This is a genomic window from Novosphingobium sp. GW835-FHT14H07, assembly GCF_058793515.1.
On sequence record NZ_JBXAFX010000007.1, the window covers coordinates 128,284 to 144,917 of the forward strand.

A 16,634-nucleotide genomic window follows, 5' to 3' on the forward strand; every position below is an offset into this window, starting at 1 on the left:
CGCGATACGCGACTTGTGGATTCGCGTCAAAGCATCAGGTGCACTGTTTCACGTGAAACACTACTTGCCGATGCAGAACCGCCCGAACAGCGCATCAAGCATGTCCTCGGTGCCGGTCCGGCCAACGAGTGCATCCAGCGCCCGCCGCGCGAGGCGAAGGTTCTCGGCCGCCAGCAGACTATCGCGCTCCACTGCCGCAAATCGAAGCGCTGCGGCCACCTCGCTCAACCGGTCATGCTGTCGTTGATTGAGTGCTGCGTCTCCCGGCGCAGGCAGCGCGCCCTGTGCATGAGCGACCAGTGCTGCGCGAAGCGCCATCATTCCCTCACCTGTCCGTGCAGAGACGATCAGCGCGTCCCCTGACTTCCTGGCAGCGGCCGGATCGTCCGCCCGCGCAGAAACTTCCCACAGGGTCCGTCCTTCTGGTCCCTTTCCTTCTGGACCCAGCCACAGGATCAGGTCGGCCTTCTCTGCGGCCGCCCTCGCTCTTGCGATGCCGATCCGTTCGATCTCGCCCGCGCCTTCATCGCGCAGGCCGGCGGTATCGACAAAGGTGAACGGCACGCCATCGAGCGACGCCGCGAACGTCAGCACATCACGGGTGGTGCCGGGCTCGGCCGCCGTGATCGCAGCCTCCTGCTCTACCAGTGCATTGAACAGGGTTGACTTGCCTGCGTTGGGAGGTCCGGCAAGTACGACGCGGAAGCCCTCCTTCAGCGGCTCTGCGCGGGGCCGATCGAGCCACGCGGCGATCTTTCCTGCCAGTGCAAGGCAGTCACCGGCAAACCCTGTCGGTAGCGCACACTCCCCTTCCGCGACATCGTCTTCATCCGAAAAGTCCAGCGCCGCTTCCAGCTTTGCCGAAATGTCCAGGAGTTCCGCGCGCCAGCCTTCAACGTCACGCGAAAGCGCGCCTTCGGCCATGGCCAGTGCGACGCGTCGCTGCAGTTCGGTCTCGGCAGAAAGCAGATCGGCAAGGCCCTCTGCCTCCGCCAGATCGATCCGGCCATTGGCAAAGGCACGGCGGGTGAACTCGCCCGCCTGCGCCCTGCGCAAGCCCGGCAGGCGCTCGAGCGCTGCTTCCACGGCAGCCACGACAGCCCGGCCGCCATGGAGATGCAGTTCGGCACTGTCCTCACCGGTGGCCGTTCCGGGGCCGGGCAGCCAGAGCACCATTGTGCGGTCGAGGTGGGTACCGTCTGCGGGATCGGCGAGAGTTGCCAAAGCTGCGCGGCGCGGCGCGGGTAGCTTGCCTGTGAGTGCGCTCAGGGCAGGGCCGGCTCGCGGACCACTGATCCGAATGACAGCAATGCCCGCGGGCGGCGGGCCGGAAGAGAGGGCGAAGATGGTGTCGGTCACCGCTCCGCCCTACACTGTTCCACGTGAAACGTCAGTCCTTCGGCTTCTTCGAACTTCCGCTCATGGCGCCAAGTCCGCCCTGCTCCATGAAGTTCTGGAAGAGCTTCAGCCCGATCTCGCCCATCGGCGCGACCTGCTTGGCGAAGCTCTGCAACTGGTCGAGGCTGCCCGCCCCCTGCATCGCCTTGGCGACGCTCTCGACATAGACGTCATTCGCTTTCGAGACATCGGGCAAGCCGAGGAACCGGCGGGCTTCTTCGGGCGTGCAATCGACTTCGACGGTGACTTTCATGTGCGCCCTTTCGGCATCCGCTGTTCGGCAGAGATTGTCATGCACGCTTGGCAAAGTCCACCGCGGGGGCCAACATGGTATCCGACCAACTCCTTTGAATCGCAGGATGAACGACAATGGGTGAAAAGATCACGTTTGCAGCGCTCGATGGCGAAGGCGAAATTCCGGGCTATCTGGCAACGCCCGATGGCCCCATCCGCGCCGCCATCATCGTCATCCCCGAGATCTTCGGCTTGAATCCCGGCATCCGCCACAAGTGCGAGGCCTGGGCCGATCTGGGCTACATGGCGCTGGCGCCTGACATCTTCTGGCGCTTTGCACCCGGCGTAGAGCTCGATGCCGACGTGCCCGAGCAGTTCCAGGAAGCCCTCGGCTATTTCGGCCAGTACGATCCGGATGCGGGCGTGAAGGACATCGAAGCGGCGATCCGCTTCCTGCGCGGCTACGAAGGCATCGACAAGGTCGGCCTCGTCGGCTTCTGCCTTGGCGGGCGCATGGCCTACATGGCGGCGGCGCGCACCGATATCGACGCCTCGGTTGGCTACTACGGCGTGATGATCGACCAGATGCTGAACGAAGCACACGCCATTGCCAACCCGCTCATGCTGCACATCCCGACTGCTGACCATTTCGTTGGTCCGGATGCGCAGAAGGCGATCCATGATGCGCTCGATCCGCATCCCCGGGTCACGCTGCACGATTACGAAGGGCTGGACCACGGCTTTGCTGCCGAGATGGGCAGCCGCCGTGACGAGGATGGCGCGGCTCTCGCCGATCGCCGCACCCGCGATTTCTTCGCGCAGCATCTCGGTTGAGGCGCCAGCGTTGCGCCCGATCAATGCCGGCTCAACGCCCCTGCCCTAACCAGAAACAGAACAACGGGAGAAGCACATGAAACTCGGCCTTGCAGCCTGGCACCGATATATGGTCAGCGGCGACATTGCGCTGCTCGACGAACTTGTCGCCGACGATGCCGTGTTCCACTCCCCCGTTGTCCACACGCCGCAGGAGGGCCGCGAAAAGGTGCTGATGTACCTCACCGCTGCCGGCCAGGTCTTCGGCAACGGCACCTTCCGCTATGTGCGCGAGCTCGTGGATGGGGCCGAAGCCTGCCTCGAGTTCGAATGCGAGATGGACGGGATCAAGGTCAATGGCATCGACCTGATCCGCTTCGACCTCGAAGGCCGCATCGCCGATTTCAAGGTGATGGTCCGCCCGCTGAAGGCGATCAACAAAGTCTGGCAGCTGATGGCTGAAAGACTGGAAAACACATGAAAAAAGCCCGCAGCGCGAACTGCGGGCCTTTTTCAAGTCATTGATCTGAACTCAAATCAGCCGTCGTAGTCAGCACCCAGCGAGGTGTTGCGCACCGGTGCCGCGGCGGTGATGCGCAGCGCTTCGGCCGACTGCGACAGCGAGCCGATTTCATCGACTTCATCGTCGTCATCGGGCAGCACGCGCTGCAGCGACTGGATCACGTTTTCCTTGAGCACGGCGGGACGCACGGTCTCTTCGGCGATCTCGCGCAGGGCGACGACCGGGTTCTTGTCGCGGTCACGATCGACGGTAAGTTCGGCGCCGCCCGAAATCGCGCGTGCGCGCTCGGCAGCCAGCAGGACGAGATCGAAACGGTTGGGGACCTTGTCGACGCAATCTTCGACGGTAACGCGCGCCATCAGGCACTCCAATCAATCAAAGGATACGGAAAGGACGGCAGCTAGGCCGGAGGTGTGGAAAAGTCAAGGATTCGCATGGACCACTTCCGGCGTCGCGTCGAATCGTCCATCATTGCGCCTCGGCATGGGAGGGATGCAGATGGCGATGCTGGAGAATGTCATGGCGGGAGCCCCGCTCTTGGCGCTGGGCGTTGCCTTCTTCCTGTTGATGGCCCTGCTCTGTCACCTCGGCATGCGGCTCGGGCGTCTGCGCGGCGAGGTCGATCGTGGTGAAAGCGGCGATGGCTACCTGCTTTCGGCGGTGCTCGCCCTGCTTGGCCTGCTCATCGGCTTCACCTTCTCGCTTTCGCTCTCCCGCTACGATTCCCGGCGAGAGATGGTGGTGGCGGAAGGCAATGCCATCGGCACTGCCTGGCTGCGGGCAACGCTCGTTCCGGGGCCCGAGGGCGATGGTCTGCGCACGGCGATGCGCAGTTACGGCGATATCCGGGCGAGCTTGCACGACGCGACTGACCGCAGCGCCGTCGAGGCACGATCCGCCGTCGCACAGGGCACGGTCTGGAAAGCACTTGGCCCCGCCCTTGCCCGGCTCGACCCGCCGATGGCTGCCTCGCTGGTCGGCGCGACCAATGAGATGTTCGATGCCGCGTCCAGCCGCAAGGCGGAGCGAGAGGCGCGCATTCCCGGGCGGGTGCTCGACATGGTCAGCCTTTATGCGCTCATGGCTGCCGGCATGGTGGGCTATGTGCTAGGGCGCTGGCAGGATCGGCGGCATCTCGCTGCCAGTCATGCGCTATTCCTGCTGCTGTCGCTGGCAATGGTGCTGATTCTCGATCTCGATCGGCCATGGTCTGGCGGAATTACCATCTCGCCACAGCCGATCCTTGATGCCCGGGCGCTGATGCATCAGGCGCCGTAACGGGTCTACTCGTCGTCACTCGCGTAAGCGGCGCGCAGGTCATCCGGCGCAAGGTCGCTGAAGCGGGTGATGCGTGATTCGAAGCGCAGGCGCACCTTGCCGGTGGAGCCGTGGCGCTGCTTGGCCACGATCAGTTCTGCCAGGCCATAGACGCGCTCCATTTCCGCCTGCCAGGCGGCGTGAGCTTCCTGCACCTTGGCGTCATCATTGCCCTGCGGCTGCTTCGGCTCCTTGGCGGCGACATAGTAGTCCTCGCGGAACACGAACCACACCATGTCGGCGTCCTGCTCGATCGAGCCGGATTCGCGCAGGTCCGACAGCATCGGGCGCTTGTCGTCGCGCTGTTCCACCGCACGGGAAAGCTGCGAAAGCGCGATCACCGGAACCGAGAGTTCCTTGGCCAGCGTTTTCAAACCGCGCGAGATTTCCGAGATTTCGTTCACGCGGTTGTCGCTGCGGCCCGATCCCTGCAGCAGCTGCAGGTAGTCGACGATGATCAGCCCGATATCGTGGCGGCGCTTCAGACGGCGGGCACGCGCGCGAAGCGAGCCGATCGTCAGCGCTGGGGTATCGTCGATATAGAGGGGCAGTTCGGCCAGACGCTGGCTGGCGAACGACAGCTGCTGGAAGTCCTCGCGGCTGATTCGGCCCATGCGCAGCGCTTCGGAACTGATGCCTGACTGTTCGGCCAGGATACGCGTGGCGAGCTGGTCGGCGCTCATTTCGAGGCTGAAGAAGGCGACCCCTGCCCCAACCGAATCCTTGAGCGCAATGCCATCGGCCATGTCGCGGCGCAGCCGGTCGGCCGCGTTGAATGCGATGTTGGTGACGAGCGAGGTCTTGCCCATGCCGGGGCGTCCGGCAAGGATGATGAGGTCGGAATCGTGCAGGCCGCCGATCTTCTCGTTGACCGAGGTCAGGCCCGTGGTCTTGCCCGAGATATGGCCGCCCGAAAGCAGCGCCTTCTCGATCATCTCCAGCGATGCGCGCGTCGCCTGCGCAAAGCTCTGCGCCTCGCTCCCGGTCTGCGCGCCTTCGGCCACGGCATAAAGCGCGGCTTCGGCCTTCTCCACCTGCTCCAGCGGGGCGACCGAATCGCTGGTATCCAATGCGCCTTCGACAAGGTTGCGCCCTACCGAGATCAGCTCGCGCAGCAGGGCGAGGTCATAGATCTGCTCGGCCAGTTCGCGCGGATTGAGCAGGCCCTGCCCGTCCGAGGTCAGCCGCGCCAGATAGGCAACGCCGCCGAGTTCCTTCAGCCCCTCGTCGCTCTCGAAATAGGGCTTCAACGTTACCGGGGTGACCACCGCCTTGCGATCGATCAGCGCCTGGATGCGCTCGAACACCCGGCCATGGACGGCGGCAAAGAAATGCTCGGATTTCAGCGGGGTCTGCAGTTCCTCCAGGATGCGATTGTCGATCAGCACCGCCCCCAGAAAGGCCGCTTCCGCCTCGACGTTGGAGGGGAGCGCGCGGATTTCCGAAGGTTCGCGGGTGAGGATGGCTTCGCTGGCGGACATTTGCCCATAGTGCCCGAACCGGCCCGATCCGGCAATGGACGGACCCTGTGGATAGCGGGGAGCACCAGGTCAAAACCCTTGCCCGAGCCCAACGCGTCTGCAACACAGGTGACCTCTATGGCCGACCCGCGCATCTCGCATATCGAGCTGGACGAAGCGACGATCATCTGGCGCAACGCCGATATCGAGCAGGAGCGGCGCATCGCGATCTTCGATCTGATCGAGGAAAACACCTTCAAGCCGCTGCGCGCGTTTGAAGCCGGGCACACCGGGCCCTATCGGCTCAAGCTTTCGGTCGATGACGGGCGGCTGGTCCTCGCCATCGCCGACAATGATGGCACCCCGCTCGAGACGATCATCCTCGGCCTGGGCCGTTTCCGCCGCCCGATCCGCGAATATTTCGCGATCTGCGACAGCTACTATCAGGCGATTCGCAAGGCTACGGCGTCAGAGATCGAGACGATCGACATGGCCCGGCGCGGCATCCACAACGATGCTGCCGACACCTTGCTCGAACGGCTCGAAGGCAAGATCGATACGGATTTTCCCACGGCCCGTCGGCTCTTTACCCTGATCTGCGTGCTGCATATCAGGGGCTGATCTGAGACTCGGGGCGCGCGCAACTCTCCATATGCCGAAAAAACGGAATACTCGCCGCCCCGGTGCGGCACGAAGGCGCATTCTTGGCGTCCTGCTGCTGGTGGCCCTGGTCGCAGGCGGCCTTGCGTGGTGGAAGGCCCGCACATGGATGCCGGACCGGCGCGACTATGCGGTGCAAGGCGTCTGGCTGAGCGACGATGACGGTCCGATCGACTGGCGCCTGCTGCGCGCCGCAGGGGCCGATTTCGCTTACCTGACCGCAAGCGAAGGCACTTCGACGCGCGACGCCGCCTTTGCCGATGGCGTGATCGCCGCGCGGCAGCGGGGCATGCAGGTCGGCGCGGTCCACGTCTACGATCTGTGCGCGCCTGCCGATGCCCAGGCGGCGAACTTCGTCACTATCGTCCCGCGCGACAAGGACCTGCTCCCGCCCGCCATCCGGCTCGACATCGATTCGCGCACTTGCCCGCAGGTGCCCGGCGAAGCACAGATGCAGAGCGAGCTGACGACCTTCCTCAACCAGGTGGAAAAGCACGCCGAAAAGCCGGTTATCCTGATGGTCTCGCGCGGTCTCGAGAAGGAGTACCACCTCGCCGCGCGGATTGACCGTAACATCTGGGTCGCGCAGGATTTTCTCGCGCCGACCTATGCCGGCCGGCCGTGGGTGATGTGGACGGCGAGCGACCGCTTGCGTCTGGATGCCAGCACAAGGCCGGTGCATTGGGTGGTGGTGCAACAATGAGGTTACCGGTGTGAGCGACGTTCTGGCCGATTCCCGCGAAGACCTGATCGCCGCCGCCCGGCGCGCGATGGACAGCGCCTATGCCCCCTACTCCGGCTTCCACGTCGGCGCGGCGCTGCTGTTCGATGATGGCGCGATCGTCACCGGCGCGAATTTCGAGAATGCCAGTTACGGCCTCTCGCTCTGCGCCGAGACCGTCGCCGCCTCGATTGCCTCGCACGCCGGTCGGCGCGGTGGCCTGCTTGCCGTGGCGGTGCTTGGCGGCATGGGCGGCGCAATCGATGCCGCGATCAGCCCATGTGGCCGCTGCCGCCAGATATTGAACGAATTGGCCGCGCTGGGCCGCACCGATCCGCTGGTGATCTGCGTCGGCGCGCAGGAAACCGTGGAAATGCGCCTGTCGGTGCTCTTGCCCAACGCCTTCGGCCCCGCCAATCTGGCTTAGACATTTCGGGCCATTCCCCCCTCCCGAAAGCGGGAGGGGCCGGGGGTGGGCATTCCCGCACAAGCTTCACATGGGAGAGCCAGTTGGCCATTCTTTCCGACAAGTGGATCCGCGACAAGGCGCTCAACGAAGGCATGATCGAGCCGTTCGTCGAGAACCAGCGCCGTGATGGCTGCATCAGCTACGGCCTCTCGTCCTACGGCTACGATGCCCGCGTCGCGCCCGAGTTCAAGATCTTCACCAATGTCGATTCTGCTGTGGTCGACCCCAAGAACTTCGACGGCGCCAGCCTGGTCGACCGCGAGACCGACGTCTGCGTGATCCCGCCCAATTCCTTCGCGCTGGCCCGCACGGTCGAATACTTCCGCGTGCCGCGCGACGTGCTGGTGATCTGCCTTGGCAAGAGCACTTATGCACGCTGCGGCATCATCGTGAACGTCACCCCGCTGGAACCGGGTTGGGAAGGCCACGTCACGTTGGAGTTCTCGAACACCACGCCGCTCCCGGCCAAGATCTATGCCAACGAAGGTGCCTGCCAGTTCCTGTTCCTGCAGGGCAACGAACCGTGCGAAGTCAGCTATGCCGACCGCGCGGGCAAATACATGGGCCAGCGCGGCGTCACCCTGCCCAGGTTGTAAGCACCCCTTAACCCGGCGCTTAAATCCGGTTGCAATCGTCACCGAACTCGCCAAGCTGACCGCCATAAGCACAACAGGCGGAGAGGCTGATGGAGAAGTCGGAGAGGCCCTATGACATCGTCGTGTACGGGGCGACAGGGTTCACCGGGCGGCTGGTAGCAGAATATCTTGCACGCCATTACGGGCAGGAAGGCCCGCGCTGGGCCATGGCTGGACGCTCGGCGGCAAAGCTGGCAGAGGTTCGCGCCCTGATCGAGGCGCCCAAGAACACGCCGCTGATCGTTGCCGACGCTGCCGATCCGGCCAGCCTCAAGGCCATGGCAGCCCAAGCGAAAGTCGTCGTCACCACGGTCGGCCCCTACCAGCTTTATGGCGAACCGCTGCTCGCCGCCTGCATCGCGGCCGGCACGGACTACGCCGATTTGTGCGGCGAACCCGTGTGGATGCGCCAGATGATCGACAAGTATGGCGAAGAGGCCACGCGCACCGGCGCGCGCATCTGCTTCTCTAGCGGTTTCGATTCGATCCCGTTCGATCTCGGCGTACTGATGCTGCAGAAGGAAGCGGTGGCCCGGTTCGGCCGCCCTGCTCCGCGCGTGAAAGGGCGCGTGCGCGGCATGAAGGGCGGCGCTTCGGGAGGGACCGCCGCCAGCCTCAAGGCCACGCTCGCCGCGCTGGCCAAGGACCCCTCGCTGATCCCGCTGATGCAGAGCAGCTTCTGCCTCACCCCCGGATTCGAAGGCCCGGCCCAGCCTGCGGGCGACAAGGTCCAGCACGACGATACGCTGGATTCGTGGGAAACGCCGTTCATCATGGCGGCGATCAACACCAAGAACGTCCACCGCACCAACGCCCTTCTCGGCCACGTCTGGGGCACCGATTTCGTCTATGACGAGATGGTGCTCACCGGCCCCGGCGATCAGGGCAAGGCGATTGCCGAGCACATGGCGAAAACGCCGATGATCGGCCGTCCCGACGATCCCCAGCCGGGTGAAGGCCCCTCGAAGGAAGAGCGCGAGACCGGCTTTTACGACGTGCTGTTCCTGGGCGAGATGCCCGACGGCCAGACCATCCGCTATGGCGTCAAGGGCCGCTACGATCCAGGCTATGGCTCCACCAGCCGCATGATCGCCGAAACTGGCATCGCCCTGCTGTCATCCAGGGCGCCCGGCATGATCGGGACCCCCGGCGCCATCCTCGGGGAAACCCTCGTCGAGCGCCTGCGCACCCACGCCGAAATCAGCTTCGGGGCAGAGTAGCATACACACAACAAAGCCCGCCTGCCGCTTCGGAGGGGATCCACGGCAGGCGGGCTCGTTGCAGCAGCAGCCCTCAATCTGTGGGCTCAGGCCGCGGCGGCGTAGGCCTCTGCCTCGGCGGCGATCAGGATGTCGGCGAGCATCCAGTAGGCCTCGCCCCAGGCTGCCAGCACCTCATCGGTGGCAACTTCGGCACCCAGCACGTCGCGAATCGCCGGCAGCAGGGCCTCGGCCACATAAGGGTAATGCTCGGCCTTCACGCCGGTTTCGACGTGGCGCTGCACCATCCGCGTCACCGCGCTCCCGAGGTTCTCCAGCTTGTCGATGTTCTTCGAGTAGGCAAGGATCGCCGCAGCGAGACGGCGCGGCTGCTCGCCGCTTTCCTGCGCGGCCTGATCGAACATGGCCTTCACATCTTCGTTCTGGAACAAGCGCTTGTACATTGCAGTGGTGATATCCACGCCATGCTTCTCGATAACCGGTGCGGTGGCCTTGACGATGGTCTTTGCATGTTCGGAAGCGGTGCGCATCTCGGGATCTCCAATCAGGTATTGAAAAAACCGGTATTTTATCTGCTTGATTTAGGCAAGCGGAAAAACGATTCTCACGGAATGCAACTTACCCAGCACACCGACTTCGGCCTGCGCCTGCTGATCGTGCTCGCGCGCAAGGGCACGGCGGTCAGCCTGCCGGCCTTCTCCGCCGAACAGGGCCTCAGCTACCACCATGTCGCCAAGGTCGCGCAAGGACTGGTGCAGGCGGGCCTCGCGCAATCGCAGCGTGGCCGCAGCGGCGGCATCACGCTGGCTCGCCCGGCAGCGGAAATCACGGTCGGCGAAGCGGTCCGCAAACTTGAAAAGGGCATGCGCCTCGCCGATTGCGCCACCTGCGCCTTGCGGACCAACTGCGCGCTCAGCAGCGTTCTGGCCGAGGCGCTGGAAGCCTTCCTCGCCGTGCTCGATCGCTACACTCTGGCCGATGTCTCGCGCGAGGGCGTCGCCGCATTCGCGCCGTGGGCAGCGATCCCGGCTGCACCGTCGTGCGCGGTTACGGCGCCTTCCTGAGCGCAGCCACGCAGGCTGCACGATCCACGTCGCGTCCATCGCCGCGCCGCGCGTCGACATAAGTCGCCGTCGGCTTGCCGCCATTCGCCGGCGGATAGAGATAGACGTCGAGAATGCAGGCCGTGCCCGACCACTGCATCTTGCGGGCGTCATCCTCGATCACGTCGAGCCGCGGCGTGCCGAAGACGCGGCCAAGCTGCAGCGCGTCCGATCCGATCACGCCTTCAAGGCCGGGGATCATCTGCACTTGCGCAATTGGCTTGCCGACCGGAGCCGGCCGTGGAACCGTGGTCCGCACCGGCGCCGATGATGCCGACCGCACCACCGGAGTCTTGCCGCCAGACGGCGCACCGCTTCCGCCGCATGATGCGAGCAGCAGGGCCAGAGCGGAGACGGAGAGGAACTTGGGGAACGTCACCGGTGCGGGATGCCGCGCTCCCCGGCCATCGTCAACCGTGGCTTCGGCGGACTGGCGCGCGGGCCGTCCAGACCGGCGCGTTCGCGCGCTTGCTGCCCCCCGCTATTGCTGCAACGCGGCATAGCGGCTAGGCCATCGCCATTCCCGAAATCACGGAGCCTGCCTGAATGTCCGAACCGGTTTACGACGTCATCGCCATCGGCAACGCCATCGTCGATGTCATGGCTCCTTGCGAGGATGCGGACATCGAACGGCTCGGCCTCGCCAAGGGCGGCATGACCCTGGTCGATACCGCCCGTGCCCAGGAGCTTTACGACGCCATGGGCCCGGCGCGCGAAATTTCCGGCGGTTCTGCTGCCAACACGCTGGCCGGCCTTGCCGCACTGGGAGCGAAGTGCGCCTTCATCGGCCAGGTCGCCGATGACCAGCTCGGCGAAGTCTTCGCCCACGATATCCGCGCCGGCGGCATCGATTTCCAGACGCCGACCCGCGCTGACGAGCCGCCGACGGCGCGCTGCCTGATCTTCGTCTCTCCCGATGGCCAGCGCACGATGAACACCTTCCTTGGCGCCTCGCAGTTCCTGCCCGCCGAAGCCTTGGACGATGCCCAGATCGCGTCTGCCAGCGTGCTCTATCTCGAAGGCTACCTGTGGGACCCGGAAGAGCCGCGCAAGGCCATGCGCCGCGCCATTGCCGCCGCGCGCAGCGCCGGCCGCAAGGTCGCCTTCACCCTGTCAGACGCCTTCGTCATCTCGCGCCACGGCGACGATTTCCGCGCCCTGATCGCTGACGGCCAGATCGACATCCTTTTCGCCAACGAACACGAACTTGCCGCCCTCACCGGCGTCGAGGACTTCCACGCGGGGCTGGAACAGCTCGCCGCCAAGGTCCCGACGGTCGTGGTCACCCGCAGCGAGAACGGCGCCCATGCGATAAGCGACGGTGAACACGCCCACGTCCCGGCCGAGCCGATCGACAAGGTCATCGACACCACCGGCGCCGGAGACCTCTTCGCCGCCGGCTTCCTCTACGGCTACGTTCGCAATAAACCGCTCGCCGAAAGCCTCACCCTCGGTGCCATCTGCGCCGCCGAGATCATCTCCCACTACGGCGCACGGCCCGAAGCCAACCTGCAGGACCTGGTGACCAAGCGGTTGGGCTGAAACCCGCCCGACTTACATCACCCGTCGCCCTGGCGCAGGCCGGGGCCTATAACGCCGATGTCCGGCTCGACGGTGAGGTCATGGACCCCGGCCTGCGCCGGGGTAACACGGTTTGCTGGTCAGGCCTGATCCGCTTCACCTGCATTCACAGTAAATGAAGCCTCCGGTGCCGCCACTACCGGCGCGGCCTTCACCAGCCCCTCCAGCGATCCGCCGTCGAGCCCCAGCTCCTTCATCAGGCCATCGATGATCGGCGCCTGCGCGCGATAGCTGAGTGCAGCCGTCAGCGCATCGCTGGCAAGGTTGCCGTTGGCCGAAGGCGCGCTGCCCCCTTCTCCATTGGCGCCTGCCCCACCGGATGAGCGCGTCAGCCCATCGACCTGCACGATCTTGATCGAATCGATCGCTTCCAGCGGCTTGGCTGATTCCCGCACCAGCTCTGGCAGCACTTTCAGCAGCGCCAGCTTGGTCTGCAGCGAGATCTGGTCGGACGAGAGCAGGTTCGCTGCCTCGTTGATCGCACGCTGGCCCGCCGCTTCCACTTCGAAGCGTACCCGGGCAGCGTCGGCGCGGAGCTTCTCGGCCTCGGCCTCGCCCTCGGCTTCAAGCCGGGCGGCTTCGGCGCGATTGGCGGCAGCGGCCTTCTCGGCCTCGGCTTCCACCTTCACGCGGATGGCATCGCGTTCCGCCGCCTTGGCCGCTTCGATCAGCTCGATGCGCTTGCCGCGCTCGGCAACTTCGGTCTCGCGCGAAGTGACGACCTGTTCCTCGGCGGCAACGGCCTTGGCGCGGGCCTCGTCGGCTTCGGCCTTGGCCTGGCTTTCCTGGCGGCTCTTGTTCTGGATCGCGATCTGCTGCTCCTGCCGGGCGATCTCGATGGCCTGCTGCTGCGCGATCCGCGCCTGCTGCACCGCACGATCGGCCTCGATCTGCTGGCTGTCGACCAGCTTCTTCGCCTCGATCCGCGCAGCTTCCGCTTCCTGATTGCGCAAGGACTGCTCGCGCGCCACTTCCGCCGCCTGCTCGGCCCGACGCATCTCGATCTCGCGCTCCTGCTCCAGTCGGGCGAATTCGTTGTCGCGCTTGATCTTCAGGGACTGCTGCTCGGCTTCGAGATTCTTCATCTCGATCTGCACCCGCGTGTCCTGCTCGATGTCGTTGCGCGCCTTCTTGCGCAGTTCGATCTGCTCGGTCAGCTTGGTCAGGCCCTCGGCGTCGAAAGCATTGTTGGCGTTGAAGTGTTCGATGCTGGTCTGGTCGAGCCCGGTCAGTGAGACCGATTCCAGCTCCAGCCCGTTCATGGCGAGGTCGTTCGAGGAGACCTGCTGCACCTTCTGGACGAAGTCGGCGCGCTGTTCGTGCAACTGGTTCATCGTCATGCCCGCCGCGACCGAGCGCAGCGCGTCGACGAACTTCCCTTCGACCAGATCCTTCAAGGCTTCGGGCTGCATCGTGCGCATGCCCAGCGTCTGCGCGGCCATGGCGATGGCACCGGCATCGGGGCGGACGCGCACGTAGAACTCGGCCTTCACATCGATCCGCAACCGGTCGAGCGTGATCAGCGCATCGGTGTTCTTGCGCTCCACGGCAAGGCGCACGGTGTTCATGTTCACCGGCATCGTTTCGTGCAGCACCGGCAGCACCAGCGCGCCGCCGTTGATCACCACCTTCTCACCGCCGAAGCCGGTGCGCACGAAGCCCACTTCCTTGGTCGCGCGGCGATAGAGCCGGGTCAGCGTGAAAGCGATCACCAGCAGGAGCGCAAGGCCGGTGCCCGCATAGATGCCGATGGGAACAAGCTGGTTCATGTCAGTCTCCGAAGAGGAAGAAATCCTGAAGGAAGGTCAGTCGGCAAGGCGCAGCGGGCCATCGACCGGCACGGCGTAGAACGTCTCGCCCTCGCGGTGGACGAGCAGCACCTCGCAGCCCTCGCCGAGCATCGCGCTGTCCTCGTGCGGTTCGACCATGACGAGGTGGAGCTGTCCGTGCACGTCGCGCACCTGCGCCCGCGCCGCGCTGCCACGGGTGGCGCGGCCGATGTGGATGATGCCCTTGCGCCCGAGCAGCGCATCGACCGGAACGGCGGTTGTCTCGTCATGCGGCCAGACGCGGCCAGCCAGCCGGGTCACCACGGTGTTGACCGGCGAGGCCGCCACAAGACCCATCGCGGTCGCCGCGCCGGGGCCGAAGGGAGCGCCGAAAAACGAGGCCACCAGTTCCTGCAGCGACAGGCCGACGAGCCCGAAGGTCGCGAGGAAGAACGATAGCCAGACGATGAACGGCAGCGCGCCCAAGCCCGTCACGCTGGCCAGCGCCGAACCTGCGTCAAGGTCCGCATCATGCCCATCCGCGTCGCCAAGAAAGTCCGATATACCCGTAACTTGCACGATGACCAGCAGCACCAGCAGGGCCAGCGCCACGGCAAACGGCAGATTCTCGGGGGCCAGCAGCCCACCCATCCCAGGAACTCCCCTATTGACCGCAGATCATGGCAACAGGGGCGGGCGGCGCAAGCGGAATCGGACAATGGGAGTGCCGATTTTTGCGCCGGAACGGTCGGGGCCTACCGCGCCATGAATGCTTCGATCTCGGCCACGGTGCGCGGGATGCCGGTGCTCAGGCGTTCGCAGCCGGTGGGGGTGACGAGGTAGAGGTCCTCGATGCGGATGCCCTGGTTCATCTGCTGGTTGTAGAGCCCCGGTTCGATGGTGATGACCGCGCCCGCCGGGATCGGCTTGGCATAGTCGCCCGCGTCATGGACATCGAGGCCGACGAAATGGCCAAGGCCATGCGTGAACTCGTCAATCCGCCCGGCTTTGCGGAACAGGGCATAGACGGCCTCGGTCATGTCCTCGTGAATCACGCCGGGTTTCAACAGCCTGGCCGCCGCGTCCTGCGCCGCCATGACCAGTTCGTAATCCGCGCGCTGCGGCGTGGTGAACCTGCCCGAGGCCGGGAAGGTGCGCGTGATATCGCAGGCGTAACTGCCGACCGAGGCGGCGGCGTCGATCAGCACCAGGTCCTGCGCACCGATCAGGGCATTGCCGTGGGCATAGTGCAGCGAAGCGGCATTGCGGCCGGTCGCCACGATCGAATCGTAGGACAGCCCCTCGCCCCCGCTCTGACGGAAGCCGTCTTCCAGCACCGCGGTCAGCTGGCGCTCGGTCATGCCGGGGCGCACCGCCTTCATCGCGGCGAGATGCCCGGCCTGCGTCGCGGCAAGCGCCTTGCGCATCAGCTCCAGCTCACGCGGTTCCTTGACGGTGCGCAGGGCAGGAAGCAGCGCACTCTGGTCCTTCATCGTGCAGCCGGGAACGTGGCTCATCACCCGGCCATAGAGTTCCATCGCCGGCGGCACCGGGGCCGAAGCGCTGGTGATCGGCCCCATGAAATGCAGCGTCCGGCTCCGTGCCGCTAGCTGCGTGACGAGGCCGTCCAGCCCCGAAGTGCGTCTGACCCGCTGAATTCCCGTGCGTTGTTCGATCAGCGAGCCCAGCGGCAGGCGCTCGACATCCCAGCGCTCGGTCTCCACGTCGCGCGAGGGCAGCAACAGGAATTCCCTGTAGGTCCGCTCTGCCGGGGCAAGCACCAGCACCGCGCCGGGTTCGTCGACGATGCCGGTCAGCCACGCAAAATCACCGGACTGATAGAACGGCGGGCTTACCGGCCCGCTGGTCCGTTCGCGCTCTGCCCCATGGATCACTGCCACGCCATCCTTGAGCGTGGCCATGAGCTTCGCCCGGCGCTCGCGATAGACTTCCGGTGCGAACGGGAAGGTGCCAGTCGGCGTGGCGAAGCCTGGGGGCGGGAGGACTTGCGCGCGGATCGAGATCGAGAGCGAGGCAGTCGCGGCGGCGGCTCCGGCGAGGAGCGAACGGCGGGTCAGGTGCATGTCGGATTTCCCTATCAATCAGGGAAGCCTAGAGTGTTTCACGTGAAATACGAGATGCCCGTTTGCAGGGCGAAAGTGCCCAGGAGTCAGGGGGGAGATGGGGGTGAGTTCGGGGGGAGTTGCCGTTCTGCCCCCGTGAGTTGGAAATGCTTCAGGCCTGCTGGATATAGACCCGCATCGCGTCCGCCTCAGCCTCGATCTTGTCGAGCCGGTGCTTCACGAGGTCTCCGATCGAGACGAAGGCGACCATGCGATTTCCTTCCACGACAGGCAGATGGCGGAAGCGGCGCTGGGTCATCAGGGCCAGCGCCTCCATCACCGACGTCTGCGGCGAAACGGTGACTACGGGCGCCGTCATCATGTCGCGCACCTTCATGTGCAGCGCCGCCTCGCCATGCTTGTGCAGGCAGCGGATCATGTCGCGTTCGGAAAAGATTCCCGCCACGCCGCTCTCGCCATCGCTGACCGGAAGGGCGCCGATGCGGTGGTGGGCGAGCATGTCGATCGCGTCGGAGACCTGCGCGTCGGCCGACACGCTCCAGACTTCCCCTCTTCCCTGAATGACTTGCGCAATCGTCATGGCATCCTCCTGCGTGATGCGGCCGACTTGCGCCTTCGGGCGTCTTTTCGGGCCGCCTGGTCTCCCA

At 65.2% G+C, this 16,634-nt stretch carries 20 protein-coding genes; 10 read left to right on the plus strand and 10 right to left on the minus strand.

Annotated features, from left to right (window positions below):
- Positions 1 to 60: 60 nt before the first annotated feature.
- The gene (gene mnmE, locus AC1Q5P_RS08840; RefSeq protein WP_492518733.1) at positions 61 to 1,359 is read right to left on the minus strand and encodes a tRNA uridine-5-carboxymethylaminomethyl(34) synthesis GTPase MnmE; all 1,299 of its coding nucleotides are present in this window, start codon (positions 1,357 to 1,359) and stop codon (positions 61 to 63) included.
- A 31-nt stretch (positions 1,360 to 1,390) separates the two neighbouring features.
- A complete protein-coding gene (locus tag AC1Q5P_RS08845) occupies positions 1,391 to 1,651 on the minus strand; it encodes a DUF6489 family protein (RefSeq protein WP_039333172.1) in 261 nt (86 codons plus the stop codon).
- A gap of 116 nt (positions 1,652 to 1,767) precedes the next feature.
- Here AC1Q5P_RS08845 and AC1Q5P_RS08850 point away from each other — a divergent pair, with 116 nt between their 5' ends.
- Entirely contained in the window at positions 1,768 to 2,466 is a 699-nt protein-coding gene (locus AC1Q5P_RS08850; RefSeq protein ID WP_492518734.1) for a dienelactone hydrolase family protein, read from the plus strand.
- 76 nt (positions 2,467 to 2,542) lie between these two features.
- Positions 2,543 to 2,926, plus strand: a complete 384-nt coding sequence (locus tag AC1Q5P_RS08855; RefSeq protein WP_492518735.1) for a nuclear transport factor 2 family protein — start codon at positions 2,543 to 2,545, stop codon at positions 2,924 to 2,926.
- A 56-nt stretch (positions 2,927 to 2,982) separates the two neighbouring features.
- Here AC1Q5P_RS08855 and rpoZ read toward each other — a convergent pair whose 3' ends face one another.
- A complete protein-coding gene (rpoZ, locus tag AC1Q5P_RS08860) occupies positions 2,983 to 3,327 on the minus strand; it encodes a DNA-directed RNA polymerase subunit omega (protein WP_039333165.1) in 345 nt (114 codons plus the stop codon).
- Positions 3,328 to 3,451: 124 nt separating this feature from the next.
- On the opposite strand from rpoZ, the gene AC1Q5P_RS08865 reads away from it, so the two are divergent.
- Positions 3,452 to 4,246, plus strand: a complete 795-nt coding sequence (locus AC1Q5P_RS08865; protein ID WP_492518736.1) for a bestrophin-like domain — start codon at positions 3,452 to 3,454, stop codon at positions 4,244 to 4,246.
- Positions 4,247 to 4,251: 5 nt separating this feature from the next.
- Here the strand turns inward: AC1Q5P_RS08865 and AC1Q5P_RS08870 are convergent, their stop codons facing one another.
- Positions 4,252 to 5,766, minus strand: coding sequence for a replicative DNA helicase (locus AC1Q5P_RS08870; RefSeq protein WP_039333163.1), 1,515 nt, complete (start codon positions 5,764 to 5,766; stop codon positions 4,252 to 4,254).
- 117 nt (positions 5,767 to 5,883) lie between these two features.
- Between AC1Q5P_RS08870 and AC1Q5P_RS08875 the strand changes: the two genes are divergently transcribed.
- From AC1Q5P_RS08875 to AC1Q5P_RS08895, 5 genes are all read left to right on the plus strand, one after another.
- Complete coding sequence (locus tag AC1Q5P_RS08875) at positions 5,884 to 6,366, plus strand: UPF0262 family protein (protein ID WP_039333161.1); 483 nt, start codon at positions 5,884 to 5,886, stop codon at positions 6,364 to 6,366.
- A 31-nt stretch (positions 6,367 to 6,397) separates the two neighbouring features.
- The gene (locus AC1Q5P_RS08880; RefSeq protein ID WP_492518737.1) at positions 6,398 to 7,108 is read left to right on the plus strand and encodes a glycoside hydrolase family 25 protein; all 711 of its coding nucleotides are present in this window, start codon (positions 6,398 to 6,400) and stop codon (positions 7,106 to 7,108) included.
- A 10-nt stretch (positions 7,109 to 7,118) separates the two neighbouring features.
- Complete coding sequence (locus AC1Q5P_RS08885; protein WP_492518738.1) at positions 7,119 to 7,553, plus strand: cytidine deaminase; 435 nt, start codon at positions 7,119 to 7,121, stop codon at positions 7,551 to 7,553.
- Between the two features lie 83 nt (positions 7,554 to 7,636).
- Positions 7,637 to 8,191, plus strand: coding sequence for a dCTP deaminase (gene dcd, locus AC1Q5P_RS08890; protein ID WP_039333155.1), 555 nt, complete (start codon positions 7,637 to 7,639; stop codon positions 8,189 to 8,191).
- Positions 8,192 to 8,280: 89 nt separating this feature from the next.
- On the plus strand, positions 8,281 to 9,450 hold the full coding sequence (locus AC1Q5P_RS08895; RefSeq protein ID WP_039333154.1) for a saccharopine dehydrogenase family protein: 1,170 nt from the start codon (positions 8,281 to 8,283) through the stop codon (positions 9,448 to 9,450).
- A gap of 86 nt (positions 9,451 to 9,536) precedes the next feature.
- Here the strand turns inward: AC1Q5P_RS08895 and AC1Q5P_RS08900 are convergent, their stop codons facing one another.
- A complete protein-coding gene (locus tag AC1Q5P_RS08900; protein WP_039333152.1) occupies positions 9,537 to 9,980 on the minus strand; it encodes a globin domain-containing protein in 444 nt (147 codons plus the stop codon).
- A gap of 81 nt (positions 9,981 to 10,061) precedes the next feature.
- Between AC1Q5P_RS08900 and AC1Q5P_RS08905 the strand changes: the two genes are divergently transcribed.
- Complete coding sequence (locus AC1Q5P_RS08905) at positions 10,062 to 10,514, plus strand: RrF2 family transcriptional regulator (RefSeq protein WP_039333150.1); 453 nt, start codon at positions 10,062 to 10,064, stop codon at positions 10,512 to 10,514.
- Here the strand turns inward: AC1Q5P_RS08905 and AC1Q5P_RS08910 are convergent.
- Entirely contained in the window at positions 10,498 to 10,932 is a 435-nt protein-coding gene (locus tag AC1Q5P_RS08910; RefSeq protein WP_039333349.1) for a hypothetical protein, read from the minus strand. The two genes, AC1Q5P_RS08905 and AC1Q5P_RS08910, sit on opposite strands and share 17 nt — an antisense overlap.
- A gap of 167 nt (positions 10,933 to 11,099) precedes the next feature.
- Between AC1Q5P_RS08910 and AC1Q5P_RS08915 the strand changes: the two genes are divergently transcribed.
- Entirely contained in the window at positions 11,100 to 12,095 is a 996-nt protein-coding gene (locus tag AC1Q5P_RS08915; protein WP_039333148.1) for an adenosine kinase, read from the plus strand.
- A gap of 119 nt (positions 12,096 to 12,214) precedes the next feature.
- On the opposite strand, the gene AC1Q5P_RS08920 is transcribed toward AC1Q5P_RS08915, so the two are convergent.
- The 4 genes from AC1Q5P_RS08920 to AC1Q5P_RS08935 all read right to left on the minus strand — a co-directional run bounded on the left by AC1Q5P_RS08920 (position 12,215) and on the right by AC1Q5P_RS08935 (position 16,567).
- Positions 12,215 to 13,903 carry a flotillin family protein gene (locus AC1Q5P_RS08920; protein ID WP_052242188.1) on the minus strand — a complete coding sequence of 563 codons (1,689 nt, stop codon included), beginning with the start codon at positions 13,901 to 13,903 and terminating at the stop codon, positions 12,215 to 12,217.
- A gap of 36 nt (positions 13,904 to 13,939) precedes the next feature.
- Entirely contained in the window at positions 13,940 to 14,554 is a 615-nt protein-coding gene (locus tag AC1Q5P_RS08925; protein ID WP_492518739.1) for an OB-fold-containig protein, read from the minus strand.
- A 104-nt stretch (positions 14,555 to 14,658) separates the two neighbouring features.
- Positions 14,659 to 15,987: an aminopeptidase P family protein gene (locus AC1Q5P_RS08930; protein ID WP_492518740.1), complete on the minus strand. Its 1,329-nt coding sequence runs from the start codon at positions 15,985 to 15,987 to the stop codon at positions 14,659 to 14,661.
- Between the two features lie 151 nt (positions 15,988 to 16,138).
- Positions 16,139 to 16,567, minus strand: coding sequence for a CBS domain-containing protein (locus AC1Q5P_RS08935; protein WP_039333141.1), 429 nt, complete (start codon positions 16,565 to 16,567; stop codon positions 16,139 to 16,141).
- Between the last annotated feature and the right edge of the window lie 67 nt (positions 16,568 to 16,634).

Excerpts from the sequence above, each read along its gene's own strand:
- AC1Q5P_RS08845 (WP_039333172.1), bottom strand. The coding sequence starts at position 1,651 with ATGAAAGTCACCGTCGAAGTCGATTGCACGCCCGAAGAAGCCCGCCGG.
- AC1Q5P_RS08850 (WP_492518734.1), top strand. The coding sequence starts at position 1,768 with ATGGGTGAAAAGATCACGTTTGCAGCGCTCGATGGCGAAGGCGAAATT.
- AC1Q5P_RS08855 (WP_492518735.1), top strand. The coding sequence starts at position 2,543 with ATGAAACTCGGCCTTGCAGCCTGGCACCGATATATGGTCAGCGGCGAC.
- rpoZ (WP_039333165.1), bottom strand. The coding sequence starts at position 3,327 with ATGGCGCGCGTTACCGTCGAAGATTGCGTCGACAAGGTCCCCAACCGT.
- AC1Q5P_RS08865 (WP_492518736.1), top strand. The coding sequence starts at position 3,452 with ATGGGAGGGATGCAGATGGCGATGCTGGAGAATGTCATGGCGGGAGCC.
- AC1Q5P_RS08870 (WP_039333163.1), bottom strand. The coding sequence starts at position 5,766 with ATGTCCGCCAGCGAAGCCATCCTCACCCGCGAACCTTCGGAAATCCGC.
- AC1Q5P_RS08875 (WP_039333161.1), top strand. The coding sequence starts at position 5,884 with ATGGCCGACCCGCGCATCTCGCATATCGAGCTGGACGAAGCGACGATC.
- AC1Q5P_RS08880 (WP_492518737.1), top strand. The coding sequence starts at position 6,398 with ATGCCGAAAAAACGGAATACTCGCCGCCCCGGTGCGGCACGAAGGCGC.
- AC1Q5P_RS08895 (WP_039333154.1), top strand. The coding sequence starts at position 8,281 with ATGGAGAAGTCGGAGAGGCCCTATGACATCGTCGTGTACGGGGCGACA.
- AC1Q5P_RS08900 (WP_039333152.1), bottom strand. The coding sequence starts at position 9,980 with ATGCGCACCGCTTCCGAACATGCAAAGACCATCGTCAAGGCCACCGCA.
- AC1Q5P_RS08905 (WP_039333150.1), top strand. The coding sequence starts at position 10,062 with ATGCAACTTACCCAGCACACCGACTTCGGCCTGCGCCTGCTGATCGTG.
- AC1Q5P_RS08915 (WP_039333148.1), top strand. The coding sequence starts at position 11,100 with ATGTCCGAACCGGTTTACGACGTCATCGCCATCGGCAACGCCATCGTC.
- AC1Q5P_RS08920 (WP_052242188.1), bottom strand. The coding sequence starts at position 13,903 with ATGAACCAGCTTGTTCCCATCGGCATCTATGCGGGCACCGGCCTTGCG.
- AC1Q5P_RS08925 (WP_492518739.1), bottom strand. The coding sequence starts at position 14,554 with ATGGGTGGGCTGCTGGCCCCCGAGAATCTGCCGTTTGCCGTGGCGCTG.
- AC1Q5P_RS08930 (WP_492518740.1), bottom strand. The coding sequence starts at position 15,987 with ATGCACCTGACCCGCCGTTCGCTCCTCGCCGGAGCCGCCGCCGCGACT.
- AC1Q5P_RS08935 (WP_039333141.1), bottom strand. The coding sequence starts at position 16,567 with ATGACGATTGCGCAAGTCATTCAGGGAAGAGGGGAAGTCTGGAGCGTG.